Origin of the sequence: Actinopolymorpha sp. B9G3 (genome assembly GCF_040120725.1) — a bacterium.
GTDB lineage: Bacteria > Actinomycetota > Actinomycetes > Propionibacteriales > Actinopolymorphaceae > Thermasporomyces.
On sequence record NZ_JBEEAB010000005.1, the window covers coordinates 1 to 24,110 of the forward strand.

Below are 24,110 nucleotides of genomic sequence, written 5' to 3' on the forward strand. Positions count from 1 at the left end.
GGGCTATCGCGCCGTTGCCACCCGATACGACAAACGCGACTACATCTGGCGCGGCACAATCGACATCGCATCGATCAGAATCTGGCTCCGCGACCCACCAACCCAAGATCTACGGGACACGCCCTAGTTGTCGCTCGCTGGCCGGTCATCGGACACAGGGCGGCTGGTGCCGGCCACGTTCGCGCGGGTCCTGCCCTGCCCTCCGCACATGGACGACCCACGCCGATTCCCCGCGACGCACGCCGAATCGGCCGTGTTTTCGTGGGGAATGATCGCGTATGCGTGATCATTCCCCGCCAACGGCCCTGGGCTCGGCTCACATTTGCCTTGCCATGATGTCGCAATGACGTCATAGTGGCGTCATGTTCTCCGTCAAAGGCCATCAAACGTTGCGAAGGCGGATACACCTGCCGCCTGCGGTGCTCGGCATCATCGCGGTCCTGAGGCTGCTGCCCCAGGTCGGACGGGGCAGGACGGTCCTCTTCGCGGTCGGTGTCGCTCTCTCCTCCGTCCTACCGATCGCCCTGGCCGTGCTCACCGGTCTCGTCGTCGGCTCGATTCCCGCCGCTGTGCGAGGCGGCCTCGACAGCCCCGCGGGCACGACAACGATCCGGCTGCTGGTGGCCCTCGCCGTCATCGTCGTGGTGCTGCGGGTCTGTCAACCGGTGCTGGCCGCCCTCACCGCGACTCTCGGCCGGGGGCTCGACCGGCTGCTCCAGGAGAAGGTGATCATGGCGGTCGGGCGGCCCCACGGGATCGCGCATCTGGAGGACCCTGACGTCCTCGCCGACGTCCGCAAGGTCCGCGGTCTCGGCATGGACCCCACCCGGCCGAGCATGGCGATCGAGGCGCTGGGCTGGCTGTTGCCGTCGTGGTTGCAGGCGCTGGGCTCGACCGTGGTGCTCGCCTTCTTCCACTGGTGGCTCGGTCTGATCTGGCTCGTGGCGTGGCCGGTGCTCGTCTACGTGATGCAGCGGGAGTACGTCAGGGTGGGCCAGATCACCTATGGCCAGAGCAGCGCGCTACGGCGTGCCGAGTACCTTCGCGACCTCGCGCTGGAGCCGCCGGCCGGGAAGGAGGTTCGGGTCTGGGGGATGCTCGACTGGCTCATCAGTCGGTTCGAGTCGACCTGGCGGACCGCGATCGAGCCGGTGTGGAACGCCCGCAAGCCCCACCCACGGGCGCTCTTCGGATCGACCGGAGCCGTGCTCGTGCTCAACCTCGCCTCCTACGGCCTGCTCGCCTGGGCGGCGACTCGGGGCGACCTGGCCCTGGGAGCCCTCGCCGTCTACGCGCAGGCGCTGAACGGGGCGAACGCCTACGCCGCGTTCAACGACGGCAACGCGCACCTGTCGTTTGCCGCTGTCGTCGTACCACGGCTGTTGGAACTGGACGAACGCCTGCGGACCGACGCGCCGGCGGCGGCGCGCGCCATCGCCGGACCGGCGGGCGACCGGGACTTCCCGACCCGCGACGTGCGCTTCGAAGGGGTGACGTTCCAGTACCCGCGCAGCGAACGCCGGGCGCTCGCCGGTCTCACGCTCACCCTCGCCGCGCACCGGTCGCTCGCGATCGTCGGTGAGAACGGCGCCGGCAAGACGTCCCTCGTCAAGCTCCTCTGCGGGCTCTACGCTCCGACATCCGGCCGGATCAGCGTCGACGGCACCGATCTGCGCGATCTCGACCCGGCCGCGTGGCGCCGCCAGGTCGCCGTGCTGTTCCAGGACTTCGCCCGCTACCACCTGCCCGTCCGCGACAACATCGGCATGGGTGCGCCGGAACTCGCAGGCGACCTCGACCGGCTCCGCAGTGCCGCACGCAAGGCCGGGCTGCTCGACGTGATCGAAGGTCTGCCCCTCGGCTGGGACACCGTGCTCTCCCGCGAATACACCGGCGGCACCGACCTGTCGGGCGGCCAGTGGCAGCGGGTCGCACTCGCCCGGGCGATGTTCGCCGTGGAGGCCGGCGCCCGCGTCCTGATCCTCGACGAACCGACCGCCGCGCTGGACGTTCGGGCCGAAGCCGAGCTCTACGACCGCTTCCTCGAACTCACCGAAGGACTCACGACGATCCTGATCTCCCACCGCTTCTCGACGGTACGAAGGGCGGACCGGATCGTCGTCCTCGCCGACGGAGCCATCGACGAGGACGGTACGCACGAACAGCTGATGGCCCAGGGCGGTCGGTACGCCCACATGTTCACACTGCAGGCGGCCCGGTTCACCGACGAACTCGCCGTCGCCGGGGAAGGAGGCCGTGATGCGTGAGGCATGGCGGGCGTACCGCATCAGTCTCGCGATCGGTTTCAGGGCCGCGCCGTGGCACGCGACGTTCCAGCTGATCACCGGTGCCCTGATGGCGTCGACCCCGCCTGTGGCCGCCTACCTCGTCAAGCTGCTCATCGACGCGGCGGTCGCCAGGGACCTCACCGACGCCATGGTCGCGGCGGCCTTTCTGGCTCTCGTCGTCGCGGGCGGACTCGTCCTCGTCTTCTACTACTGCGACTGTGTTTTCGCCGTGATCGAGCGCTCGGCCGCCTATGCGGACCGGAGGCTCATGGAACTGGTGGGCGGGGCGGACGGGCTCGCCCACCACGAGCAACCGGAGTATCTCGACCAGGTGCAGCGGATCCGGGAGGAGCGGGGCAGCCTCGCTCTCATGGTGAACGGCACGGCCGGTGTGGTCCGTGTCGCGGCGGCGCTCATCCTGACGGCGATCCTGCTCGCGCAGATCCATCCCGCCCTGCTGGGTCTGCCGGCGGTAGGCGTCGTCTCGTTCCTGCTCGCCAAGCGGGGACGGGACCTGCAGGTGGCGGCACAGGAGGCAACGACCGAACCGGAACGCCTGCGCCGGCACCTGTTCGAGGTGGCGACCGCTCCGGGGAGCGGCAAGGAGCTGCGGGTGTTCGGGCTGGCGGGGGAGCTGCTGCGTCGGCACCATGCCGCATCCGAGGAGGTCCTGGTCGAACGTGACCGGGCGGACTGGCGGGGAGCGCGCCTGCAGTCGTTCGACGCGGTGGTCACGGCATCGGCGTACGTCGGTGCGGTGACGCTCGTCCTACTCCTCGCGATCGACGGGCGGGCCACACCGGGCGACGTCGTACTGGCCGTCGGTCTCGCTACGCAGATCGGCGGCATCGTCGACACGGCGGTGTCCTACGGGACCCACTTCCTCCACGTCCTGAAGATCGCCAGGCGGCTCACCTGGCTCGAGGACTACGTCGACGACGACCGGCGAACTGTCCCCGATCCGGTCGTGGTGCCGCCTCGGCTCGAACGCGGCATCGAGTTCCGCGACGTGTCGTTCCGCTATCCCGGCACCGAGCGCCCGGTCGCTGACAAGGTGACCTTGACACTGCCCGCCGGCAAGGTGGTCGCCCTCGTCGGCGAGAACGGCGCGGGAAAGACCAGCCTGATCAAGTTGCTGTGCGGCTTCTACCAAGCTGACAGCGGTCAGATCCTCCTCGACGGCACACCTCTGGACCGGTTCGACCAGGCGAAGTGGCGCGCCCGGATCGGTACGGCGTTCCAGGACTATGTCGCGTTCGAGTTCCTCGCCGGTGAGTCGGTGGGTGTCGGCGACCTGGAGCGGATCGACGACCGCTCCGCGGTGTCCGCCGCTCTTGACCGCGCCGGCGCGACGCCGGTGCTGGACGTCCTGCCGAACGGCCTGGACACCCAACTGGGCAAGGCATGGGACGGCGGCGTCGACCTGTCCGGCGGCCAGTGGCAGCGCCTCGCCCTTGGCCGCGGGCTCATGCGTACCGACCCGCTTCTGGTGGTCTTCGACGAGCCGACGGCGGCGCTGGACGCGCAGACCGAGCACGCGTTGTTCGAACGGTTCGCAGCCGCCGCGCGCAGCGGGGAGAGTCGGGGCACCGTGACGCTGCTGGTCTCGCACCGCTTCTCGACCGTACGCATGGCCGACCTCATCGTCGTGCTCGACGGCGGGAGGGTGCTGGAGCAGGGGAGCCATGCCGAGCTGATGGCCCAGGACGGGTTGTACGCCGAGCTGTACGACCTGCAGTCCATGGCATACCGCTGACACCGGTGCTACGGAAGGGCTCCGTGCTCCTACGGAAGGGCTCCGTGGACCGGCGTCCCTCGGGCCATCACGGTCTCCACCTCGAGGCGGTCGGACAGGACCACCAGGTCGGCGTCCTTGCCCGGCGCGATGGTGCCGGTGTGGTCCGCGATCCCCAGCAGTGTGGCCGGTGTCGTCGCCGTGGCGATCGCGGCGTCGGTGATCGGGAGGCCCACGCACGTGACGGCGTGACGGAGGGCCGCGTCCATGGTGAGCGTGCTGCCGGCGAGTGAGCCGTCGGACAGGGTGACCTTGCCGTCGCGGGCGAAGACAGGCACCGGCCCGAGACGGAACTCTCCGTCGGTCATGCCGGCCGCCGGTGTGGCGTCGGTGATGAACGCGATCCGCTGCGGGCCCGCGGCGTCCACCGCGATGCGTACGGCGTCGTCGTGGACGTGGAACCCGTCGTTGATCAGCTCGCAGGTGACCGCCTCGTTGGCGAGTGCCGCACCGGCCGGACCCGGATCGCGGTGGTGGAAGTGGCGCATCGCGTTGAACAGGTGGGTCGCGAGTCGTGCACCCGCGGCGAACGCCGCGCGTGCCTGGTCGAAGTCGGCCTCGGTGTGTCCGACCGCGGCGATGACGCCGGTCGTGACGAGCTCGCGCAGCAGCTCCATGCCACCGGGAAGTTCCGGTGCGAGCGTCACGACCCGCACGGTGCCGTCGCCCGCCGCGAGCAGGTGCCGCAACGCCGGTAGGTGGGGCGGGAGGAGGTGGTCGGCATGGTGCGATCCGCGTTTGTCGCGGTTCAGGAACGGGCCCTCCAGATGGACACCCACGATTCCGGGATCGGCGCCGCCTCGGATGATCTCGGCGATGGTGCGTACGGAAGCGGCCATCCGGTCCAGCTCGTCGGTGACCAGGCTGGCCAAGGTCCGCGTCGTGCCGTGGCGGCGATGGAAGGCGACCGCGGCCAGGATCTCGTCGCGGTCATCGGTGGTGATCTGGGCGCCACCGCCACCATGCATGTGCAGGTCGACGAAACCCGGCAGGACATAACGGCCGGTGAGATCGTGCACGGCATCGTCGACGGCGGGCGGGTCGCCGGATCCGACGCCCACGATCCGGCCGTTCTGGATGGTCAGCCAGCCGGGGTCCAACACGCGACGAAGCATGACGACGCGGGCGTTCGCGAGAGCGATCACGTACGCAACGCTATCCACGCATCGCGCGGCCCGGAGGAACGGCGGCCAGGTCGGCGTTGACGTCGGAGACCGAGCGGCACCCGCACAGGGCGAGGGTTTCGGCGACCTCCGCCTGCAGCGATGTCAGCAGCTCGCGTACGCCGTCGGCGCCGCCCGTGCCGAGTGCCCACAGCGCGGGCCGGCCGACGAAGGCGGCGGTGGCACCGAGGGCGAGCGCGCGGACGACGTCGCGGCCTGTACGGATGCCGCCGTCGACGTAGACCTCGCACGCCTCGCCGACGGCCGCCCGGACCTGCGGCAGTGCCACGGCCGTCGGGATCGCGCCGTCGAGCTGGCGCGCCCCGTGGTTGGACACCCACACCGCCGCCGCGCCCGCGTCGACGCACGCGCGGGCGTCGTCACCGCGCAGGACGCCCTTGACGACGACGGGCAATCCGCCGGAAAGCTCGCGCAACCAACCGATGTCCTTGAACGTCACCGCGGGATCCTGCCAGGTTCCTTCGTCGTCGCGGGTCTCCATCGCGGGTACGAGCCGTGGCACGGACGGACCGACTGGGACGGCGCCGACGCGCGCCTTCGTCGCGACGTACGGCGTGTCGGCGGTCAGCACCAGCGCCCGGGCTCCCGCGTCCACGGCACCGCGCACGATCTCGGCGGTGAGGTCGCGGTCCCGAAGCAGGTAGTGCTGCATCCACCACGGCCCCGCCACCGCCGCCACCTCGTCCAGTGACGCTGTCGCCCTGGTCGACAGGACGAAGAGCGACCCTGCCTCGGCCGTGCCCTTGGCCGTCGCCACCTCACCGTCGGGATGCGCGAGCCGGTGGTAGCCGGTCGGTGCGACAAGAACCGGCGAGGCAACCGGCGTCCCGAGGACGCTCGTCGCGGTTTCCACGTCGGACACGTCGCGTAGCACCCGCGGACGCAGCGCGACCTCGTGCCACGCCCGGTCGTTGCCGGCGAGGGTCTCCTCGACGCCGGAGCCGGTCGCGATGTAGTCGTAGACGTCGGCGGGAAGTGCCGCCCGCGCGGCCTGCTCCCACTCGGCTGGACTGGCCATGACGGGCATTCTGCCGGAACGGGACGCGCCCGGCCGCCTGCGGTCAGTGATCGACCTGGCGGCTGCTAGCGTGCCAGAACGCGGAAATCGCTCACCACCATCCACACGCCACGGGAGGCAGACGTGGGTCGCTCAGTACTCGTCACCGGAGGAACCCGGGGCATCGGACTCGCGGTCGCGCAGGCGTTCCGTGAGGCGGGCGATGACGTCGCGTTGACCTATCGCGGTGGCGAGCCACCGGCGGGATTCCTCGCGGTGAAGGCCGAGATGACCGAGCCGGACACGGTGGAGCAGGCGTTCGCGGAGGTCGAGGAGAAGCAGGGTCCTGTCGAGGTCCTGATCGCCAACGCCGGCATCACCCGCGACACCCTCCTGCTCCGGATGAGCGAGGACGACTGGTCGAGCGTGATCGAGACCAACCTGACCGGTGCGTTCCGGTGCGCCAAGCGGGCGGCCAAGGGCATGCTCAGGCTGCGCCGCGGCCGGATCGTCTTCGTGTCGTCAGTCGTCGGTCTGCTCGGTTCCGCCGGCCAGGTCAACTATGCGGCCAGCAAGTCCGGCATGGTCGGCATGGCCCGCTCCATCGCCCGCGAACTCGGGTCGAGAGGCATCACCGCCAACGTTGTCGCGCCCGGTTTTGTCGAGACCGCGCTCACCGAGGTGCTGTCCGAAGAGCTACAAAAGAAGTACGTCACGCAGATCCCGTTGGGTCGCCCCACGACCACCGAGGAGGTGGCCAAGGTGATCCGCTGGGTCGCGAGTGACGAGGCCGCCTACATCACCGGAGCGGTCATCCCGGTCGACGGCGGCCTGGGCATGGGCCACTGAACCGCAGAGGAATGGCGCTGAGCCGAAGGACGAGCCGCACAGGGATGGGGAGCTGAGTAATGGGTGGGATTCTCGAAGGTAAGCGGATTCTCGTCGCGGGCGTGACGATGGACACGTCACTGGGCTTCGCGGTCGCGAAGGTCGCGCAGGAGCAGGGCGCGCAGGTCGTCATCACCAACTTCGGTCGGGCGCTCGCGATCACCCGGCGGATCGCCAAGCGGCTGCCGGTCGAGCCCGCGATCATCGAACTCGACGTGACGAACGACGAACACCTGGCCGGCCTGGCCGACTCCCTGCGTACGCATGTGGACGGACTCGACGGAGTGGTCCACTCGATCGCATTCGCGCCCCAGGAGGCGTTGGGCGGCAACTTCCTCAACACCTCCTACGCGGACGCCGCCACGGCGTTCCACGTCTCGGCGTACTCCCTGAAGTCGCTCACCACGGCGGCGCTGCCGTTGATGGGGGCGGGCTCGTCGGTGGTCGGGCTGACGTTCGACGCGACCGTGGCGTGGCCGGCGTACGACTGGATGGGCGTGGCCAAGGCGGGCCTGGAGTCCTGTGCCCGCTACCTCGCCCGGGACCTCGGGCCGAAGGGCATCCGGGTCAACCTGGTGTCGGCCGGATACACCAAGACCATCGCCGCCAAGGGCATCCCCGGTATCGAGCAGGTCGAGGGCATCTGGGGCGAGCGCGCTCCGCTCGGCTGGGATCCCGACCTCGACCGCGAGGCGACCGGGCGGGCGTGTGTGGCGCTGCTGTCGGACTTCTTCGGCAAGACGACCGGCGAGATCGTCCACGTCGACGGCGGCTACCACGCGATGGGCGTCTGAGGCTAAGCGTTCACCGTCTCCAGCCAGGTTCGTGCGATGAGGGCGTGGCCGGCTGGAGTCGGGTGGACGCCGTCGGCTGCGAGTTCGTCGGCGGCCCGGGTGGTGGCCGCGTGCGTCAGCACGGAGTCCAGCGGGACGAGGGCGGCGTCGTGGTCCGCCGCGAGCCTGCGTACGACGGCGATCTTCGGATCGAGATCCTCCCGCCAGCTGTCCTGCCCGGGTCTGACCGGCAGCAGGAACGGCTCCACGAGAACGAGCGCCGCACGGCTGTTGTCAACCGTGGCTTGCAGGATCGCGCGATAGTCGCGCTCGAACGCATCGACCGACGTCGGATCGCCGCTGTCGTAGCGCCGCCAGGTGTCGTTGACGCCGATCATGATCGAGACGACGTCCGGCTTCAGGTCGAGGCAGTCGGCCTGCCACCGCTCCCGCAGGTCGCGCACCCGGTTACCGCTGATGCCACGGTTGAGGAAGGTGACCGGACCGCCCTCGGAGTTTTCGGCGTACGTCTGTGCGACGACTCGCGGATAGCCGCCGCCGAGGTCACGGGGATCGCCTCGGTCGCGACCGGCGTCGGTGATGCTGTCGCCGATGAACAACACCCTGCTCGCGGTCTGGAGAAGGCTCATGACGGCACACCCCTCGTGCTCGAGCTGGTTGTCACGCGGTCGGGACGTCTACGTGGTCGCGCCAGGAGTACTGCGGGGCGAAGCCGAGTGCCTCGCGGGCACGGTCGATCGCCAACAGCGTCTCGAAGCCGGCGACGTCGCGGGAGACCTTCACCTCGGGGAACACCTCGCGCAGGAGGTCGGCGGACGGCCGGTCCATGATCGTGTCGACCGCGGCGATGATGAAGTTCGCGCTGCCCTCGACCGGCGCGTCGAGGCCGAGCCGGCATGCCTGGGCGACGTCGCGGACGTCGACGTAGCCCCACAGGTTCCACTTCCGCGCGTGCGGATCGGCCCAGAACGACCGAACCCGCGCGTAGTTTTCCGGCAGGAAGATGTTCGACAGGCGCAGCCCGACGAAGGGGATTCCCGACCATCCCGAGATCTGCGCCGCGATGGTCTCGCCCACCACTTTCGACAGGGCGTACGTCGAGGTGGGGTGGGGGAAGTGGTCCTCGTCGACGGGTGCGTAGCGCGGCGGTACGTCACCGAAGGGGAGGCCGAGCGTCGTCTCGCTGGACGCCCACACCACCCGCCGCAGGCCCAGCTGTGCCGCCGCGAGGAACACGTTGCCGTTCATGGCCGAGTTGGCGTTGAAGGTCGTCGCCGGGGTGTGGCGGCCCGGCGCCGGGATGTTGCCCAGGTGGACCACCGCGTCGACGCCCTGCAGCAGCTCGACGACCTGTCCGTAGTCGGTCAGATCAGCGCGCAGGAACGAGGTTCCGAGGTCGGCCGGGGCGGGTGCGAGGTCGGTGGCGACCACTTCGTGGCCGTGCGCGAGAAGGTCCCTGGTGGTGGCCTGGCCGGCCTTGCCGCTGGCTCCGGTGACGCAGATCCTTGCCATGGTCATCCTTTCGTACGCGGGAGATCCCCGTACTGCAACGCCAACCGTACGATGCACCACCCAGCTGAACCTCGGTCTTCCGGGTGAGAGGAGAATGGCCGGGCATGAGCGTCCACGAACTTCGCCCGACTGAACCGCCGGCGGAGTGGTCCGCCGTCCTGCGTGAGCTGTCCGCGTCTGGCCCGATCAGCGAGTCCGATCTGGTGGAAGCCGTACGCCTGGACGCGGCGGACGTCGAGGACGTGCTGCTCGACAGTGCGTTGGCGTACGAATCGCCCGACGGGTGGGTCAACCTGATGACCTTGGCCGACGGCGCGGTCTTCACCCACATCCTGACCCGCGACGACGTCGAAGCCGGTCGCCTTTACGCCAACGGCGACCTGGCTTTGTGGGAGCGGTTGGCCGAGGAGGACGATCTACCCCTGCGAGGGGGTGGATCCCTGTCCATCGACTGGATCGGCGACGGGCCGGACGAGACTCCGGTGTTGGCAGGTCCCGACGGCTGGCTGAGCGGGTTCGAGGAGGGAGACCTGCTCGCTCTCCGGTTGCGCGACGGCATTGTCGAGATGTCCACCGCCAGCGTGGAGGAGCCCGTCAGCCCCGAGCTGCGCCGGTCGGCGGCGACGGTCGCCGCGGGCTTCGCTGGAGCGGCTGTCGAATCCCTGAACGACCTTCCCCGGCTCGGCGAGATCGACTTCGCCCCAGGCGCACGGATCGACGAGGTACTCGCCACGCTCCTCCTCGAACGGCCGGAAACGTTCGCCGAGCCGTTGCCCCCGTTGACCAGGATGCTGCACGCCGGACAACTCGAGGTGGTCGGTGGTCGCGTCGGCCCCGCCGGTATGCCGTGGGACCCGCGGCTCACCGCTGGCATGGATCCTGCCGACGTGGTGCGTTACGCCCGCGCACGTGCGGCGCTGCGCATGTGGGGGGCAGGCGACGACTTCACCAGCTTCCTCCGGCACCTGGCCGACTCCGAGCTGGTCCTGGCCAAGATCGCTGACGACGTTGAGACGAGGCCGCTCGACGCCGATCGGCTGACGGCGATCCGCCGCGCGGCCTCAGGTCCGGCGCAGCGGGCTGCGGCACTCCTGTTGGCGGCGCGGTCGGCGGAGGGGACCGGTCGGCCCGACGAGGCGGCGGAGCTGGTCGAGGAGGTCCTTCAGGAACGGCCCGACCTCGGGCCCGCGCTCTGCGACGCCGCGGAGTACGCCGCCTGCAAGGGGGACGCACTCCGTGCCGACGGTCTGCTGCGTACGGCCGGATTCTCCTCCGACGACGGCATGCGCAGGTGGCTACGCCCGCTGACCGCGCTCCCCGCCGCCTCGACGTCTCGCAACCGGCCGTGCCCCTGCGGGTCCGGACGGAAGTACAAGATGTGTTGCCTGCGTAAGGAGATCCATCCCCTCACGACTCGGGCCGCCCTGCTCTACGGCCTGCTGGTCACCTATGCCGAGCGGGGCAGGCACTTCGAGCAGATTGTGGCGCTGATGGATCTGTGTCCGCGTGTCCCGGTGATGTTCGGCGTCGAGTTGGCGTTGTTCGAGCGCGGCTACCTGGCCGAGTTCCTCGCCGAACGTGGACCATGGCTGCGCGACGACGAACGCGAGCTGCTCACCCGCTGGGAGCAGAGCCCACTCCGGCTCTACGAGGTGGTGTCGTCCCGACCGGGTCGCGACGCCACCGTGCGGCACCTGCCCGACGGCGATCCGGTGGTGCTGCCTGACCGGGCATTCTCCCGGAGCGCCGAGCCGCTGGATCTCGTCCTTGCCCGGCTGCTCGACGACGGAAGCCGGTTGGCCCTCTTCACCGATCCTCTGCGGGTCCACCGCTCCCGCCGTCGCGCGATGCTCGGGCTTCTGGACGGCGACGTCGACCCGTCGGCAGTCATGCGGTTCTTCGCGCCGCAACCGCCACCTGAGCTGCGCAACGGGGACGGACACGAGCTGACCCAGTGCTCCGCGACGTACGACGTGGACGGTGGCGACGAGGCGTGGGCCGCCCTCGCGAAGGATTTGTCCGAGGAAGGACCGGACCGTCTCGTTGCCATCGTGGACGACGTAGTCCGCGGGTCGGTACGTCGGGCCGGAACCCGCTGGACTGTCGAGGCAAACTCCCTCGAACGCCTCCGAGAACTCCAGCAAGTCCTCCTCGCGGCCGCTCCCGATGCTCGCCACCGCTCCGAGTCGAGCGTCCCGATGGAAGAGCTGATCGGATCCGCCGCCCCACCGGCCGGCCTCGGTGCCGCAACCGCACCTGCCTCTCCCGGGGAGATGGAGCAGGTCATGGCCGAGGTCATCCGGCAGTACGAAGAGAAGTGGCTCGACGACGCCATCCCCGCGCTCGATGGCCGCACGCCTCGGGAGGCAGCGGCCGAGGGCGGCGCCGCTCTCGCGGAACTCACGGCCCTGCTCGACGACTTCGAATGGTCCAGCCGTCAGGAGGGTGGCGGCATGAGTGGCGAACGGATTCGTACGCTCCTTGGCCTACCTCGCGGGCGGGTTCAGGGCAGAGGACGGGTCTGAGGGGCGGGAGTTGACGTCGCCGAAGCCGGTGGCGCCAGCCCGTTCGCAGTGCCGACGGCACTTCGGTCGAGAGGCCCCGGATCGTGGACGTGATGGGGCCACTGTCCACCCGCCTGAGGTGGGGCGTACGAGCCGACCGAGGAGAGAGACGCCTCGCGAAGCTAGGTGTCTGACCGGCGGCGTATTCTTCGCCCGTGGGACTGCGGTTCGAGACGCGCCGGTCCGATTCGCCGTGGGTCGACACCGTGTGGACCTGCGCAAGCGAACAGGTTACGGCGATGACGTCCGTCGCAGGGGTGCGCTGGGGTCTGGTGTTCTGGGAGCAGGACGGCTGGGCGTATGCGGGCATCACCGGTCCCGAGACCCGGACTGGCACCGCGCCGGTGCCGGAGGGTGCGACCTTCACGGGCATCGAGTTCGCCGTCGGCACCTCGATGCGGGCCGTGCCGACGTCTGCGCTGGTCGACGGCGGCGTCGCGCTCCCCGACACCACGCGCCGGACGTTCCGGCTGGATGGCGCGCGCTGGGAGACGCCCAGGCCCGACGACGCCGAGGCCCTGGTTGAGCGTTTCGTCCGGGCCGGGATCGTGTTTCGTGACCCGCTCGTCGCCGAGGTGCTGCTGGGTCACCGCCCGGACGTCTCGGGGCGCACGGTCGAACGCCGGTTCCGCGCCGCGACCGGGCTGACGCGGGGTGCCGTCCGGCAGATCGAGCGGGCCCGCACGGCGGCGGAGCTGCTGGCGGCTGGCGAACCGGCCGCGCATGTCGTCGTCAAGCTCGGCTATTTCGACGAGCCGCACCTGGCCCGGGCGCTGCGTTCCTATGTCGGACGCACTACTGGGCAGCTGCGCGAGAGCGCCGGCGGCGCGATCGCCCTTGACCTGGATCAGCGCTTGACGTCGTAGACCAGCTTCAGGATCCCGTTCGAGTAGCTCTCCGACTCTCGCAGCGTCAGCATCTGCTTGTCGCGGTCGGCCCGGCCGAACAGGCTCTTCCCGGCACCGAGCAGGACGGGGAAGACGAGCAGGTTGTACTGGTCGATCAGGCCCGCGTCCGACAGCCGCCGGGCCAGCTCCGCGCTCCCATGGATGAAGATCGCGCCGCCCTCGCCCTCCTTGAGCGCGGCGACGTCCTCGGTCGAGCGCAGGATCGCAGTGGATCCCCACCCGTCGACGAGGGCGTCGTCGGACAGCGTGGTCGACACTACATACTTGGGCAGTTCCTTGTAGGCGGCGTGGTCCTCCGAGCCGGGCCAGGTGCGCGAGAACGCCTCGTAGCTGCGGCGGCCGAACATCAGCGCCGTCGTGTCGGCGAGCTCCTCGGCCTTCAGCGACCAGGCTTCTGGGACGAACTCGAGGTCCTTGAACACCCAGCCGCCGCTGCGGTGCTCCTCACCCGGCCCACCGCCGGGCGAGTCCACGACGCCGTCGAGCGACATGAAGCCGGTGTAGACCAGGTCACGCATTGTGCTGTCTCCTTAGGATCGGGCGAGCTGCTGGGTGGTCATGCTAGGTCGCGGCCCTGGCGGCCGTCTTGGACAGAAACGACAGCGCGTTCAGTCGTCCGCCGGCTGTCGTCCTGCGGAATCGGGGCAGCTCCTTTGCCGCTGGGGCCGCCCTTCGAATTCTCGCCCGGGAGCTTCGGCCTCCAGGTGGTTCACGAATCATGCGCTCGGCGCGCGCCCGCGGCGAAAGCGCTGGTACCAAGCTTCGGAGGCCTCGTCGGCCAGGCGGTCGAATGCCGGGCGCGGGATGGTGATGTCGGCGCGCCCAGGGATCTCGAGAAAGTCGAGCAGGTTGCGCACCGTCGCTTGGTAGTCGGCGACCAGATCTTCGTAGACCACGGTGTACGGGACCACGCCCCAGCGGTCGAACTGATCCTGCATGTCGGCCTCGCGCTGGTTGGCGCCAATGAGCAGGAACTCCAGCGCGTCGTGATCGTAACGGTCAATCACATCGGCGGCACTGGTACGTGGCGGCGCCTCGCCCACCACGGTGTCGGCGCGGTTGGGCCGGTGCCACTCCTGTGATCGGATCGCGCGCAGCCACGAGACCGCCAGGCGTAGCTTGTTCCGCCGGGTCATGAACACGTGTGTGCAGTCGGGAAAAACCGTCGCCCAGGCCTTGCGTCCATCGGGATCGACCACGCCCGGGATTGCACTCGCGAACAGAGCAGTCAGTTCCCGGTGCGGGCGCGCGCTCATGCCGTATTTGGCACCCATCACGCCGTTGGGCGTGGCAGCCTCACGCCACAAAAAGTCGCGCAGCTGCACGGCATCGCAGACGCCATATTTGGCCGGCAGCCCGTGACCCGCCGGGTCCTCGAGCCACTCACGCGGACGCCCGGCGATGCCGGTGTCCTCCAGCGCTTGGGTCAACATGGTGCTGCCCACGCGCTGGCTGAACCAAATGAGATACGACTGTCGGGGCGCCGCGACCGCCATGCGTGGAGCTTAGCGCCCCGCGCATGGCGTCCGCGTAGGTCAGACCCAGCGCACGCCTCAGGCGGGGCCGGCCGTCGGCAGGAGGCGGCCACGAGCGCCAGGGCGACGCCAAGGTGTCATTGTTGCTCAGGATGCAGATCAACTGTGAACGTCGGGTAGTCCGGCTGCGGGCAAGCCAGTCCTGTGTATCCAAGCTTGGTGTAGAAAGGCGCCGCGCGAGTTTCGTGCGCCGGCCACTCAACGTAGCGGGCACGACCTCTCGCCCACTCTATTGCCGCGTTCAGTAGTTGAGTACCTGCGCCGCGCCCGCGCTGAGATTCAGTCACGATCAGGTCGTGCATCCGGACGATCCGGTGGAAGTCACCGTGCCTGAGGTGTGGTCCGTAGTCCTGCGCGGCAACGTATCCGACCGCCCGATCGTCGCGATAGGCCCCAATGATTGCCCAGCTGTCGGCTCCGACGAGTCGGGCGAATACCTGCCTTGCCTTCGGCTCGGGATCGTGAGGGTCGATCAGCGGCCGTAGATCGTCATAATCAATCAGCTGGACAAGTCGGATCGCAAAGATCATGGAGTCATCTTGGCCCGGTCGATCAATAACGACAACAAATCAGGCTGGCCCGTGACCTCTGAAGACGAGCGCACCCCGACAATGCTGCCCCTCAAACTCGACGACCAGCATTGTCGAACGGTCCCGCGGAAGGTACGCGTGCCGTCCGCTCCCCGGGAAGGCCAGAAGGCGGCGTTCCATGGAGTAATGGGTTGTCACCGAGGAGCCTCGCGAGGGACGACCTGTGCCTTGTGGGGTTGCCGCGTATAAGGTGTCTCGGCGATCGAGCGCGAGCATCGACCATGACGCTTTACGAGGACGACGAGGAAGACCGTGGAACCATCCGAAGTCCGGCGCGCGGTTGAGGCCGCCGGGGCGACTGCCTCCGCGCTTGGTCTGCAAGTCGGCGATGCGGTCGTCGTTCACAACTCGGACCGCATCGCTGTGCGCCTGATTCCTTGCGATGTTCTTGCTCGTGTAGCACCGCTGTCCCTTCACGACGGTCAGGGACAAGCGGGCATGGAGTTCGAAGCAGAGGTTGCTCGCCGTCTCGCCGAAACCGACAGCCCGATAGGTGAGCTCGAGCCTCGGGTGGAGCCCGGCGTCTATCTGCGTGACGCCTTCGCTCTCACGCTATGGACCTACTACGAGCCCGTCGTTGCTGACCGGCAAGGTGGCGCGGCGCACGAGCAGCCCGGCATGTCCACAGACCTCGCGCCGGCGGACTACGCGCACGCACTCGTCCGCCTCCATGCCGGCTTGCGCAAGATCGATCTGGCGGCACCACACATCACCGCTCGAATCGCCGGTTGGGCAGAGGGAGTTGGCGATCCAGAGCAGACTCCAGAACTTCGCGACCGTGACCGCGAACTGGTCAGCGACACACTCAGCCGCGTGAGCGCAGCGATCAGCCGTTGGGGTTCGGGCGAGCAGCTGTTGCACGGTGAGCCGCATCCGGCAAACGTGCTCAGCACCAGGAGAGGGCCGCTCTTCATCGACCTCGGGACGTGCCAACGTGGGCCGGTCGAGTACGACCTCGCCTATGTCCCCGATGAAGTTGCAGAACACTATCCCGGAGCCAACCAGGACCTCGTTCACCACTTCCGCCTCCTCATGTGGGCAGGCGTCACGACGATGCGCTGGAACCGAAACGACCAGTACCCCAACCGGGACTACTGGAGAATCGAGACGCTCAACCAGCTTCGAGCAGCGCTCGATCGCTACGGACTGGATTGAGTCCACGGTGAGGTTCGCCGTCGTTCGGATCGTCAGTCGAACCGGTCATCAGGGTGCGGCTGCGCTGACCAGTTGGTCGTAGCGCGAGGTGATCCATTCGATCGCCCGCAGATTGCGTTGGTAGCCAGTGGGATCGGGCACCCAGCCGTGTAGGCACCAGTCGGCGCCGCCGACCAGGGTCGTGAGTAGCAGCGGTATGACGGCGGCCTGCTCGCGTTCGGTCAACGGGTGGGTTGAGTGGTAGCCGGCGACGTAGTGCCGCAGCACGGCGGCCATGGCATCGGGATCGCCGTCGATGATCTGGTCCAGTAGTCGGCTGGCGAGGTAGACGCCGAGGTCGCGGACCCGTGGGCTGTGTGGCAGGTGGTCGAGGTCGATGTAGCCGGTGACCTCGCCGTTGTGGACGAGGATGTTGCCGACGTTGCAGTCGCCGTGGGTGAGCTGGGTGGGTAGGTCGGTGAGCGCGGCCCAGAGCTGGTCTCGCAGGGGATCGACCAGCTCGCGCAGCTCGGGCGGCAGCTTGGCGTAGTCATCGCCGAGGATGTCCGGTGCGGGGTCGTCGGTGAAGGACGTGACGTGCCATGGGCAGTCGGCGAGCATGCGGTCGAGCTGGCCGATGCCGGTGCCGATCGTGTGCGCGAGCTCCGGCGACTCGTGCAGCTCGGGGTCGTTGGGGAGCAGGGGAAGGAGTGCGTACGCGTGCGGGCCGGTTGGTTGCTTCTCGTTCGGGTCGGTGCTGAGGTTGTCGGCGTTGTAGGCGATCAGCCCGTCGTCGGTGACGACTGGCACGGCTACGGGCAGTCCGCCGGCCTGCAGGTAACACAGCACCCGGTACTCCTCGACCGGGCCCACTCCGGGTGGCCACTCCGGTAGGTGCTTGAGCACCCACTGCCGGCCGTCCTCGCCTGTGACCTTCCATATCGGGTTGTGGACCCTGTCCATCGGCTCGACTCGGGTCGCACCGACGACAGTCTTCCAGGCCTCCAGGGCCGCGTATTCGTCCATGCCGGGGACGCTAGGCGCGTCCGGTCCGTGCTCGCACGACATTTTCGCCGGCCGGATCCGGCCATGTCGATCCCCCTACGCCGTGGCATGGTCGACGGAGCCCTTCGTCCCCCGCCACTCGGTTCGGACCACTGGCTAAGCATCTGGCTCTGCTCAGCTGGGCCGGGCGGTTGGACTAGCCATGGGTTGCGGCACTTCTGCGCGTCGTCTTCGCACCGGTACGACTGCCGAAAGGGAGCGTCATCTGCATGACTGACCCGAACGCACGGCCTGACTTCAGCCACAACGACTTCTATCACCGGTATCTGCTGCGCCAGGTACCACGGCAATGCGATCGAGCGCTCGACATCGGATGCGGAACCGGCTTGTTCGCCAGGCGATTGGCTCAGCTGCGCAGACGGTTGAAGCCATCGATCGCGCGCCCGAGGTGATCGACCAGGCGCGTGCGCTGTCCCACGACACACCCAACGTCCACTACGCCGAGGCAGATGTTGCCGACTACGACCTGGGCACTGCGCGTTATGACTTCATCTCCGGTATCGCCAGCATCCATCACATGCCGTTCGCGGAGACGATCACGAAACTGCGTGATGCGTTGGCCCCGGGGGGCGTACTGGCCATCCTGGGCCTTTGCCGCTATGCGACACGAGCCGACTACCTGCCCGACCTGGTCGCGGCCCCGGCGAACCTGGCTGCCAAAGCGGCGGTCCGGGCGAAGGCCCGCCTTGGCAGCCGGGCGGCGGGCTCCGGACCGGCGCCGTCGATGGATGCGCAGATGACGTTGCCGGAGATCAGAACTGAAGCGGTACGGCTTCTGCCTGGAGCGGTCATCCGACGTCGTCTCTTCTGGAGGTACTCCCTCATCTACCGGCAGCGGTCGAGCTCGACGAGATGAAGGCAAGCGCTGAGAACCGGAACGGCGTGAGCTCGTGCGCTGGAACCTTCGTCTGAGGGCAGCTGAGCAGGGCATCTGGAAGTCGACCGGGATGCGGCCACGCCTGGGCCCTTCCGGCCTGGACCCAGGGGCGGCCGTCGTACATCACAGTGTCGGTGTGCAGGTCGATGCGGGCATCGAGGTCGTCCCATGTGTCATATCAAGAGGTTGACGTCGCCGAACTCGTGCCACAGGTAACCGCCGTCGAGCGCGGCGGCGTAGCAGGCCCGTACCAGCTCAGTGCCGGCGATCGCCTCGAGCATCTGCAGGTGTGACGCCCGCGGTTCGTGGAAACCGGTCAGCAGGCCGGACACGACCCGTACGCCGCGTGCCGGGGTGACCACCACGTCGGTCCATCCGTGGGCGGCAGCGATCGTGCCGGATCCCGGTGGCGCGGACTCCAGCGCGCGGACGACCGTCGTCCCCACCGCGACCACGCGGGCGCCACGGTGTGTCGCGTCGCTCACCACCCGCGCCGTCACGTCGGGGACGTCGAACCATTCGGCGTACGGAGGTTCGTGGGCCTCTGCCGAGGCGACGCCGGTGTGCAGCGTGACGGGTACGACGAGAACGCCCCTGGCGACGAGCCGGGTCACGATCTCCGGAGTGAACGGCCTGCCAGCGCTCGGCATCTCCGCACTGCCGGGGATGGTCGCGAAGGTCGTCTGATAGTCCTCGAGCGGCCACTGCTCCGCGACGTAGCCGTACCTGATCGGTCGACCGTACGCCGCGAGATAGCGGGGTATGTCCGTCACTGTGAGCACCGCGTGCCACAGCCGGCGGGACACGTGGCGGTCCCGCAGCACCAGGTCGATGCCACCGGGCAGGGCCAGCCGGTCACCCGGTTGCCCGCCCGGGTCGGGGTCGGCGCCACGGCGCAGCTCCACCAGCCAGGATCCGTCCGGTGCGAGGGTCGAGAAGTGCACGGCCCGCTGCGTACCCCTGTCGTCCGGCAGGTCCACCGCAGCTGGCAACGTCCCCGATCTGTTGACCACAAGGACGTCGCCGGGGGAGAGCAGGTCGGGCAGCTCGCGGAACGCATGGTGGCTCACGCCGCCGGCGCCCTGACCGTCGCGCGGGCTCCGACCCACCAGCAGGCGTACGCCGTCACGGGTGAGGCCGCGCGCCTCGGGCGGCTCGTGCGCCTCGAGGGCGGCCGGCAGCGAGAAGTCGATCGACGGAGGACCGGCACGGTCGACGGGCGCGCCACCATCGGCGGTCTTGGCTTCGGCTACCGATGTCATGCGGCGAGCCCGTCGAGCAGGTCCGTCGCCCGGAAACGACCGCTGGGTGGGCGTTCGGTGATCAGCCGGACGAACGCCGGAACAACGGTGTCGGGCAGTGGCCGGTCGGAGATGTCCTCGCCCGGGAACGCGTCCTGGTGCATCTGGGTACGCAGGTCACCGGGGTCGACCCACCAGAGCCGCACGTCGTGCTGGCCTTCGGCGAGCTCGGCGGCGAGGACGTTGGACCACTGTTCGAGTGCGGCCTTGGCCGAGCCGTAGCCACCCCATCCGGCGTACCCCTCGACGGCGGCATCGCTGGTGACGTTGAGGATCGCACCGCCCCTGGCCGCGAGGTGGGGCAGGGCGAGCTGGGTCAGCGCCAGCGGCGCGACCGTGCCCACCTCGAGGATCTCGCGATACGCGGCGAGGCCGAGGTCCGCCACGGCGGGTAGCGGGCTCGGCCCGAGTACGCCGGCGTTGTTCACGACCAGGTCGGGGCCACCGAGCAGCGCGGCGGCCTCGACCAGCTCGGCCCGGTGCCCGGGGTCGGTGACCGAACCCGCGAGGCTGGTGACCGTGCCCGCCGACCCGGCACGGGCGGTGAGCTCCCGGGCGGCGTCGGCCAGGGGGTCGGGGTTGCGGGCGTCGATCACGAGGGACCAGCCCCGGTCGGCGAGCCCGCCGGCAAGGGCGAGGCCGAGACCGCGGGACGCTCCGGTGATGAGGGCGACAGACATGGGGACTCCCTTCCTGGACAGGGTGTGCGGGTCGGTTCGGAGAACGCGGTCGCCACCCCTAGCAGCCCTGGGCCGCCGGCGTGGTCGCCGCGGCCGCCGCGGTCGGTCGGATGGCCGGCTCGGCCCGGTGCCGGCCGGCTTCTGCCGCCCTCCGCCGCGCGTGGTGGGCCAGCCGGGCGAGGCGGCGCTGTTCGGCCTGGCGCAGCAGATCTTCGGCGCGAGCGGTGGCGAGGCTCTGGATCATCACGTCGTTCCACATGAGGTGCTCCCTTCACTGGAACCGACGCTAGGGCGGCGGCGAACGCCCGCCATCGGGCCGCCGATGGGACCGGAGTACGCCGTTCGCCCTACTCCATGCGGCCTACAACCCGTGGCCTACGTCGTGAGACCTACGACCTGCGGCCGGTCCGCCAGCGGGTCAGAGACGGGTAGCGTGTCAGCCGTGTCCACGCCTGTGCCGCCGGAATGCCGCGACGACCTCGACGCGCTGTCCCGCGCGCTCCTCGCCGTCACCGGGCAGACGGCCACGCACGAGGTCCTGCAGATGATCGTCGAGTCGGCGCGCAGCCTCGTCGGGGCGGAGTACGCGGCACTGGGGCTTCCCGACGGGCAGGGCCGGTTCGCCGAGTTCTACACGTCCGGCGTGAGCAGTGAGCAGTGGGCGGCGATCGGCCCGGTACCGCGCGCACACGGCCTGCTCGGCGTCCTGATGCACGACGCCCACCCCTACCGCGTCGTCGACGTCCAGACCGATGGCCGTTTCTCCGGGTGGCCCGGCGCACATCCCGACATGCGCGGATTTCTCGGCGTACCCATCGTCGACCGAGGAGACATCCTCGGCGCGGTCTACGTCGCCAACGGCCCGGATGTGCCCGAGTTCACCGCGGACGACGAACGCCTGCTGACGATCCTCGCCGCGCACGCGGCGATCGCGCTCACCCGGGCGCGGATGTTCGAACGCGACCGGGAGCTGACGCTGGTGGAGGAGCGGTCCCGGATCGCCCAGGACCTCCACGACGCGGTGGCGCAGAAACTGTTCAGCCTCCGCCTGACCGTGGGTGCGGCCGAGGCCCTTGCGCTGAAGGGGGATCTCGACCGCTCCCGGGTGGAGTTCGCCAGGGTGAAGGAGCTGGCGGGTTCCGCGCTCGACGAGCTGCGCGCCGTCGTCACAGAGCTCCGCCCCCCGGCGGTCCGCGAGGACGGTCTCGTGCCGGCCCTGCGCAAGCACATCGCCGTGATCGGCAGGGCGCACCCAGTCGAGATCGGCTTCACCTCCGACTGCGACGGCCGCTGCCAGCTGCCGGAGCAGGTGGAGGACGTCGTGTTCCGGGTGACGCAGGAGGCGCTGCACAACGCCTTGCGGCACGCCGAACCCAGGGCCGTGACGATCGACCTGCGGACCCCCGAGACCGGCGTCGTCCTGACCGTCGCCGATGACGGCAAGGGATTCGTCGACGACCCCGCGCGGCAGGGCGGGCATCACCTGGGCCTCGCGTCGATGCGGGAGCGGGCGCGGCGGGCGGGTGGGAGGCTCCGGGTCGAGTCGCGTCTCGGGGCGGGGACGACCGTGACCCTCGAGGTGACCCGTGAGTGAGCCCATGAGGGGGCCTGACGCCGAGCCTGTGGCCGACGGCGTGGGTACGCCTTCGGACACCGAAGCAGGGCCGATCAGGGTCCTCGTCGTCGACGATCACCAGGTCGTCCGGCACGGCCTGCGGACGTTCCTCGACATCCTCGACGACATCGAGGTCGTGGGGGAGGCGGCCGACGGTCAGGAAGCGGTCGAACAGGCTGAGGCGCTCGCGCCCGACGTGATGCTGCTGGACCTGCAGCTCCCGTCGGTCGACGGTGTGGAGGCCTTGCGGATGCTGCGCGACCGGGGGCACCCGGCCCGGGTTCTCGTGCTCACCTCGTTCACGGAACCGGCCAAGGTCGTGCCGGCCCTGCGGGCGGGTGCGGCGGGCTACCTCTTCAAGGACGTCGATCCCGACGCGCTGGCGCAGGCGATCCGTGCGGTGCACGCCGGACAGGTGCTGCTCGAACCAGAGGTCGCCGCGGCTCTGCTCCGAGGTGACGCGGGCGACGAACGCGCCGGCGCCCTCACCGACCGCGAACGCGAAGTGCTCGCCGAGATCGCCCGTGGCAGGTCCAACCGCGAGATCGCCCGCGCCCTCGTCCTGTCGGAGAAGACCGTGAAGACCCACGTGTCGTCGATCCTCGCCAAGCTCGGCCTCGCCGACCGCACCCAGGCCGCCCTCTACGCCGTTCGTTCCGGCCTCGTCTAGGTTGGCGTTCCATGGACCGCACTGAAATCCGGGCGTTCGTCGACCGGTGGGTCAAGGACTGGAACGCCCACGACCTCGACGCCGTCCTCGAGCACTTCGCCGACCACGTGGTCTTCACCTCGCCCAACGCCGCGGAATGGATACCCGCCTCGGGTGGTGTCATCCGGGGCAAAGCGGCGCTGCGCGAATACTGGTCCGTCGGCCTCCGGGCCCAGCCTGACCTCCATTTCGAGGTGATCGCCAGCTACGCCGGGGTCAACACGCTGGTGATCAACTTCCGGAACCAGCACGGTCGCGTGGCCAACGAGGTCCTCACCTTCGACGGTCCGCTGGTCGTCGAGGGCCACGCCACTCGCCTCGACGGCTGAGCCTGGAGCGCACGGTCGCTGGTCGCGTGGCCTCAGCGGTCAGGCGACCCTCGACGCCAGCCGTTCACCGGTGACTCCTAGGCTGGGGGACCGGCGGCCAGGGTGTCGCCGTATCGACCACAGGACCTGAGGATGAAGACGTTCGACGAGCTGTACGCCGAGCTGGCGGCGAAGGCGGTGGCCCGCCCCGAGGGATCGGGCACCGTCGCCGCTCTCGACGCCGGCGTCCACGCGATCGGCAAGAAGCTCGTCGAGGAGGCGGCCGAGGCGTGGATGGCGGCCGAGCACGAAGGCCGGGAGCGGGCCGCTGAGGAGATCTCGCAGCTGCTCTACCACGCCCAGGTGCTCATGATCGCCTGTGATCTCGACCTCGACGACGTCTACGCCCATCTCTAGGGTGAGCCGGCCGCGACAGGTTGGCTCGCCCTCGCCGACGCGTCCGTTCGTCCCTACCCCGGGCACCTGAGGAAGAGAGCCAGACAATGCTGCGTGTCGCCGTTCCCAACAAGGGATCGAGAATCGCCGAACCCGCCGCGGAGATGCTGCGCGAGGCGGGCTACCGCCAGCGCGGGGGTTCCCGCGAGCTGGTGCTCACCGATGCCGACAACGGCATCGAGTTCTACTACCTGCGTCCCAGTGACATCCCGGTCTTCGTCGGACAGGGCACCCTCGACCTCGGGATCACCGGGCGTGACTATCTGATCGATTCCGGCGCACCGGGCGAAGAGGTCCTACAGCTGGGCTTCGCCCGTTCGACGGTCCGGCTCGCCGCCCGACCCGGAACGGCGTCCTCGATCGAGGACCTCGAAGGGCTCCGGGTCGCCACGTCACTGACCGGACTGATGCGGAACTTCCTCGCCGAGCGCGGTGTGACCGCCAAGGTGATCAAACTCGAGGGCGCGGTCGAGACGGCCATCAGCCTCGGCGTGGCCGACGTCATCGCCGATGTCGTCGAGACCGGAAGCACGTTGCGCAACGCCGGCCTCGAGGTCTTCGGCGAGCCGATCCTCACGTCCGAAGCCATTCTCGTCAAGCGGGACGGAGTGGCCGACCCGACCGAGCTCGAGCTGCTCATCCGCCGGCTTCAGGGAGTTCTGGTCGCCCGCGACTACGTCCTGATGGACTACGACCTCGAGGCCGACGCCATGGAGCGGGCCGTCGCGATCGCACCCGGTCTGGAGGGGCCGACGGTCTCACCGCTTCATCGAGCGGGCTGGGTCGCCGTGCGGGTGCTCGTGCCGCGCGTCGAGGCCCAGCGGCTGATGGACGAGCTGTGGGAGATGGGCGCCCGCGCCATCCTCGTCACCGACCTGCACGCCTGCCGGCTGTGAGATGCGGCCACCAC

At 69.3% G+C, this 24,110-nt stretch carries 24 protein-coding genes; 13 read left to right on the forward strand and 11 right to left on the reverse strand.

Annotated features, from left to right (window positions below; genetic code table 11):
- Nucleotides 1-362: 362 nt before the first annotated feature.
- Both ABNF93_RS10620 and ABNF93_RS10625 read left to right on the forward strand, forming a co-directional pair.
- Nucleotides 363-2,267 (forward strand): ABC transporter ATP-binding protein, encoded by a 1,905-nt coding sequence (locus ABNF93_RS10620; protein WP_349327761.1) that lies wholly within the window; start codon nucleotides 363-365, stop codon nucleotides 2,265-2,267.
- Entirely contained in the window at nucleotides 2,260-4,044 is a 1,785-nt protein-coding gene (locus ABNF93_RS10625) for an ABC transporter ATP-binding protein (RefSeq protein WP_349327762.1), read from the forward strand. The genes ABNF93_RS10620 and ABNF93_RS10625 overlap by 8 nt, the downstream gene beginning before the upstream one ends.
- Before the next feature lie 29 nt (nucleotides 4,045-4,073).
- Here ABNF93_RS10625 and nagA read toward each other — a convergent pair whose 3' ends face one another.
- Nucleotides 4,074-5,228, reverse strand: a complete 1,155-nt coding sequence (gene nagA / locus ABNF93_RS10630; protein WP_349327763.1) for an N-acetylglucosamine-6-phosphate deacetylase — start codon at nucleotides 5,226-5,228, stop codon at nucleotides 4,074-4,076.
- 10 nt (nucleotides 5,229-5,238) lie between these two features.
- Nucleotides 5,239-6,285 carry an alpha-hydroxy acid oxidase gene (locus ABNF93_RS10635; protein WP_349327764.1) on the reverse strand — a complete coding sequence of 349 codons (1,047 nt, stop codon included), beginning with the start codon at nucleotides 6,283-6,285 and terminating at the stop codon, nucleotides 5,239-5,241.
- A 123-nt stretch (nucleotides 6,286-6,408) separates the two neighbouring features.
- Here ABNF93_RS10635 and fabG point away from each other — a divergent pair, with 123 nt between their 5' ends.
- Nucleotides 6,409-7,113 (forward strand): 3-oxoacyl-ACP reductase FabG, encoded by a 705-nt coding sequence (gene fabG, locus ABNF93_RS10640; RefSeq protein ID WP_349327765.1) that lies wholly within the window; start codon nucleotides 6,409-6,411, stop codon nucleotides 7,111-7,113.
- 59 nt (nucleotides 7,114-7,172) lie between these two features.
- Entirely contained in the window at nucleotides 7,173-7,946 is a 774-nt protein-coding gene (gene fabI, locus ABNF93_RS10645) for an enoyl-ACP reductase FabI (protein ID WP_349327766.1), read from the forward strand.
- A gap of 2 nt (nucleotides 7,947-7,948) precedes the next feature.
- Here the strand turns inward: fabI and ABNF93_RS10650 are convergent, their stop codons facing one another.
- Together ABNF93_RS10650 and ABNF93_RS10655 are read right to left on the reverse strand one after the other, a co-directional pair.
- Nucleotides 7,949-8,575, reverse strand: a complete 627-nt coding sequence (locus ABNF93_RS10650; protein WP_349327767.1) for an SGNH/GDSL hydrolase family protein — start codon at nucleotides 8,573-8,575, stop codon at nucleotides 7,949-7,951.
- 31 nt (nucleotides 8,576-8,606) lie between these two features.
- Nucleotides 8,607-9,458 carry an NAD-dependent epimerase/dehydratase family protein gene (locus tag ABNF93_RS10655; protein WP_349327768.1) on the reverse strand — a complete coding sequence of 284 codons (852 nt, stop codon included), beginning with the start codon at nucleotides 9,456-9,458 and terminating at the stop codon, nucleotides 8,607-8,609.
- A 104-nt stretch (nucleotides 9,459-9,562) separates the two neighbouring features.
- Between ABNF93_RS10655 and ABNF93_RS10660 the strand changes: the two genes are divergently transcribed.
- Nucleotides 9,563-11,983, forward strand: coding sequence for a YecA family protein (locus tag ABNF93_RS10660; RefSeq protein WP_349327769.1), 2,421 nt, complete (start codon nucleotides 9,563-9,565; stop codon nucleotides 11,981-11,983).
- 278 nt (nucleotides 11,984-12,261) lie between these two features.
- Nucleotides 12,262-12,888 carry a helix-turn-helix domain-containing protein gene (locus ABNF93_RS10665; protein WP_349327770.1) on the forward strand — a complete coding sequence of 209 codons (627 nt, stop codon included), beginning with the start codon at nucleotides 12,262-12,264 and terminating at the stop codon, nucleotides 12,886-12,888.
- Here the strand turns inward: ABNF93_RS10665 and ABNF93_RS10670 are convergent.
- From ABNF93_RS10670 to ABNF93_RS10680, 3 genes are all read right to left on the reverse strand, one after another.
- Nucleotides 12,870-13,448: a dihydrofolate reductase family protein gene (locus tag ABNF93_RS10670; RefSeq protein ID WP_349327771.1), complete on the reverse strand. Its 579-nt coding sequence runs from the start codon at nucleotides 13,446-13,448 to the stop codon at nucleotides 12,870-12,872. The two genes, ABNF93_RS10665 and ABNF93_RS10670, sit on opposite strands and share 19 nt — an antisense overlap.
- Before the next feature lie 198 nt (nucleotides 13,449-13,646).
- Entirely contained in the window at nucleotides 13,647-14,426 is a 780-nt protein-coding gene (locus ABNF93_RS10675) for a Stf0 family sulfotransferase (RefSeq protein WP_349327772.1), read from the reverse strand.
- Between the two features lie 116 nt (nucleotides 14,427-14,542).
- Nucleotides 14,543-14,995 (reverse strand): GNAT family N-acetyltransferase, encoded by a 453-nt coding sequence (locus ABNF93_RS10680; RefSeq protein ID WP_349327773.1) that lies wholly within the window; start codon nucleotides 14,993-14,995, stop codon nucleotides 14,543-14,545.
- A gap of 498 nt (nucleotides 14,996-15,493) precedes the next feature.
- On the opposite strand from ABNF93_RS10680, the gene ABNF93_RS10685 reads away from it, so the two are divergent.
- Nucleotides 15,494-16,210, forward strand: coding sequence for a phosphotransferase (locus ABNF93_RS10685; protein ID WP_349327774.1), 717 nt, complete (start codon nucleotides 15,494-15,496; stop codon nucleotides 16,208-16,210).
- A 48-nt stretch (nucleotides 16,211-16,258) separates the two neighbouring features.
- On the opposite strand, the gene ABNF93_RS10690 is transcribed toward ABNF93_RS10685, so the two are convergent.
- Complete coding sequence (locus ABNF93_RS10690; protein WP_349327775.1) at nucleotides 16,259-17,215, reverse strand: phosphotransferase enzyme family protein; 957 nt, start codon at nucleotides 17,213-17,215, stop codon at nucleotides 16,259-16,261.
- Nucleotides 17,216-17,567: 352 nt separating this feature from the next.
- Here ABNF93_RS10690 and ABNF93_RS10695 point away from each other — a divergent pair, with 352 nt between their 5' ends.
- Nucleotides 17,568-18,110: a class I SAM-dependent methyltransferase gene (locus ABNF93_RS10695; RefSeq protein ID WP_349327776.1), complete on the forward strand. Its 543-nt coding sequence runs from the start codon at nucleotides 17,568-17,570 to the stop codon at nucleotides 18,108-18,110.
- 194 nt (nucleotides 18,111-18,304) lie between these two features.
- Here ABNF93_RS10695 and ABNF93_RS10700 read toward each other — a convergent pair whose 3' ends face one another.
- From ABNF93_RS10700 to ABNF93_RS10710, 3 genes are read right to left on the reverse strand one after another with little or no spacing between them, the layout of a single operon-like run.
- On the reverse strand, nucleotides 18,305-19,393 hold the full coding sequence (locus tag ABNF93_RS10700) for an S-adenosylmethionine:tRNA ribosyltransferase-isomerase (RefSeq protein ID WP_349327777.1): 1,089 nt from the start codon (nucleotides 19,391-19,393) through the stop codon (nucleotides 18,305-18,307).
- On the reverse strand, nucleotides 19,390-20,112 hold the full coding sequence (locus tag ABNF93_RS10705; protein ID WP_349327778.1) for an SDR family NAD(P)-dependent oxidoreductase: 723 nt from the start codon (nucleotides 20,110-20,112) through the stop codon (nucleotides 19,390-19,392). Before ABNF93_RS10705 ends, ABNF93_RS10700 begins: the two co-directional genes overlap by 4 nt.
- A 58-nt stretch (nucleotides 20,113-20,170) precedes the next feature.
- Entirely contained in the window at nucleotides 20,171-20,371 is a 201-nt protein-coding gene (locus tag ABNF93_RS10710) for a hypothetical protein (RefSeq protein WP_349327779.1), read from the reverse strand.
- Nucleotides 20,372-20,554: 183 nt separating this feature from the next.
- On the opposite strand from ABNF93_RS10710, the gene ABNF93_RS10715 reads away from it, so the two are divergent.
- The 5 genes from ABNF93_RS10715 to hisG all read left to right on the forward strand — a co-directional run bounded on the left by ABNF93_RS10715 (nucleotide 20,555) and on the right by hisG (nucleotide 24,096).
- Nucleotides 20,555-21,706: a GAF domain-containing sensor histidine kinase gene (locus ABNF93_RS10715; RefSeq protein WP_349327780.1), complete on the forward strand. Its 1,152-nt coding sequence runs from the start codon at nucleotides 20,555-20,557 to the stop codon at nucleotides 21,704-21,706.
- A complete protein-coding gene (locus ABNF93_RS10720) occupies nucleotides 21,699-22,397 on the forward strand; it encodes a response regulator (RefSeq protein WP_349327781.1) in 699 nt (232 codons plus the stop codon). The genes ABNF93_RS10715 and ABNF93_RS10720 overlap by 8 nt, the downstream gene beginning before the upstream one ends.
- 11 nt (nucleotides 22,398-22,408) lie before the next feature.
- Nucleotides 22,409-22,765 (forward strand): YybH family protein, encoded by a 357-nt coding sequence (locus tag ABNF93_RS10725; RefSeq protein WP_349327782.1) that lies wholly within the window; start codon nucleotides 22,409-22,411, stop codon nucleotides 22,763-22,765.
- Nucleotides 22,766-22,897: 132 nt separating this feature from the next.
- The gene (locus ABNF93_RS10730; RefSeq protein WP_349327783.1) at nucleotides 22,898-23,161 is read left to right on the forward strand and encodes a phosphoribosyl-ATP diphosphatase; all 264 of its coding nucleotides are present in this window, start codon (nucleotides 22,898-22,900) and stop codon (nucleotides 23,159-23,161) included.
- Between the two features lie 86 nt (nucleotides 23,162-23,247).
- Nucleotides 23,248-24,096, forward strand: coding sequence for an ATP phosphoribosyltransferase (gene hisG, locus ABNF93_RS10735; RefSeq protein ID WP_349327784.1), 849 nt, complete (start codon nucleotides 23,248-23,250; stop codon nucleotides 24,094-24,096).
- The last annotated feature ends 14 nt before the right edge of the window (nucleotides 24,097-24,110 follow it).

Excerpts from the sequence above, each read along its gene's own strand:
- ABNF93_RS10620 (WP_349327761.1), top strand. The coding sequence starts at position 363 with ATGTTCTCCGTCAAAGGCCATCAAACGTTGCGAAGGCGGATACACCTG.
- ABNF93_RS10625 (WP_349327762.1), top strand. The coding sequence starts at position 2,260 with ATGCGTGAGGCATGGCGGGCGTACCGCATCAGTCTCGCGATCGGTTTC.
- ABNF93_RS10635 (WP_349327764.1), bottom strand. The coding sequence starts at position 6,285 with ATGGCCAGTCCAGCCGAGTGGGAGCAGGCCGCGCGGGCGGCACTTCCC.
- fabI (WP_349327766.1), top strand. The coding sequence starts at position 7,173 with ATGGGTGGGATTCTCGAAGGTAAGCGGATTCTCGTCGCGGGCGTGACG.
- ABNF93_RS10650 (WP_349327767.1), bottom strand. The coding sequence starts at position 8,575 with ATGAGCCTTCTCCAGACCGCGAGCAGGGTGTTGTTCATCGGCGACAGC.
- ABNF93_RS10655 (WP_349327768.1), bottom strand. The coding sequence starts at position 9,458 with ATGGCAAGGATCTGCGTCACCGGAGCCAGCGGCAAGGCCGGCCAGGCC.
- ABNF93_RS10660 (WP_349327769.1), top strand. The coding sequence starts at position 9,563 with ATGAGCGTCCACGAACTTCGCCCGACTGAACCGCCGGCGGAGTGGTCC.
- ABNF93_RS10665 (WP_349327770.1), top strand. The coding sequence starts at position 12,262 with ATGACGTCCGTCGCAGGGGTGCGCTGGGGTCTGGTGTTCTGGGAGCAG.
- ABNF93_RS10670 (WP_349327771.1), bottom strand. The coding sequence starts at position 13,448 with ATGCGTGACCTGGTCTACACCGGCTTCATGTCGCTCGACGGCGTCGTG.
- ABNF93_RS10675 (WP_349327772.1), bottom strand. The coding sequence starts at position 14,426 with ATGGCGGTCGCGGCGCCCCGACAGTCGTATCTCATTTGGTTCAGCCAG.
- ABNF93_RS10680 (WP_349327773.1), bottom strand. The coding sequence starts at position 14,995 with ATGATCTTTGCGATCCGACTTGTCCAGCTGATTGATTATGACGATCTA.
- ABNF93_RS10685 (WP_349327774.1), top strand. The coding sequence starts at position 15,494 with ATGGAGTTCGAAGCAGAGGTTGCTCGCCGTCTCGCCGAAACCGACAGC.
- ABNF93_RS10690 (WP_349327775.1), bottom strand. The coding sequence starts at position 17,215 with ATGGACGAATACGCGGCCCTGGAGGCCTGGAAGACTGTCGTCGGTGCG.
- ABNF93_RS10695 (WP_349327776.1), top strand. The coding sequence starts at position 17,568 with ATGCGGAACCGGCTTGTTCGCCAGGCGATTGGCTCAGCTGCGCAGACG.
- ABNF93_RS10700 (WP_349327777.1), bottom strand. The coding sequence starts at position 19,393 with ATGACATCGGTAGCCGAAGCCAAGACCGCCGATGGTGGCGCGCCCGTC.
- ABNF93_RS10705 (WP_349327778.1), bottom strand. The coding sequence starts at position 20,112 with ATGTCTGTCGCCCTCATCACCGGAGCGTCCCGCGGTCTCGGCCTCGCC.
- ABNF93_RS10710 (WP_349327779.1), bottom strand. The coding sequence starts at position 20,371 with ATGTGGAACGACGTGATGATCCAGAGCCTCGCCACCGCTCGCGCCGAA.
- ABNF93_RS10725 (WP_349327782.1), top strand. The coding sequence starts at position 22,409 with ATGGACCGCACTGAAATCCGGGCGTTCGTCGACCGGTGGGTCAAGGAC.
- ABNF93_RS10730 (WP_349327783.1), top strand. The coding sequence starts at position 22,898 with ATGAAGACGTTCGACGAGCTGTACGCCGAGCTGGCGGCGAAGGCGGTG.
- hisG (WP_349327784.1), top strand. The coding sequence starts at position 23,248 with ATGCTGCGTGTCGCCGTTCCCAACAAGGGATCGAGAATCGCCGAACCC.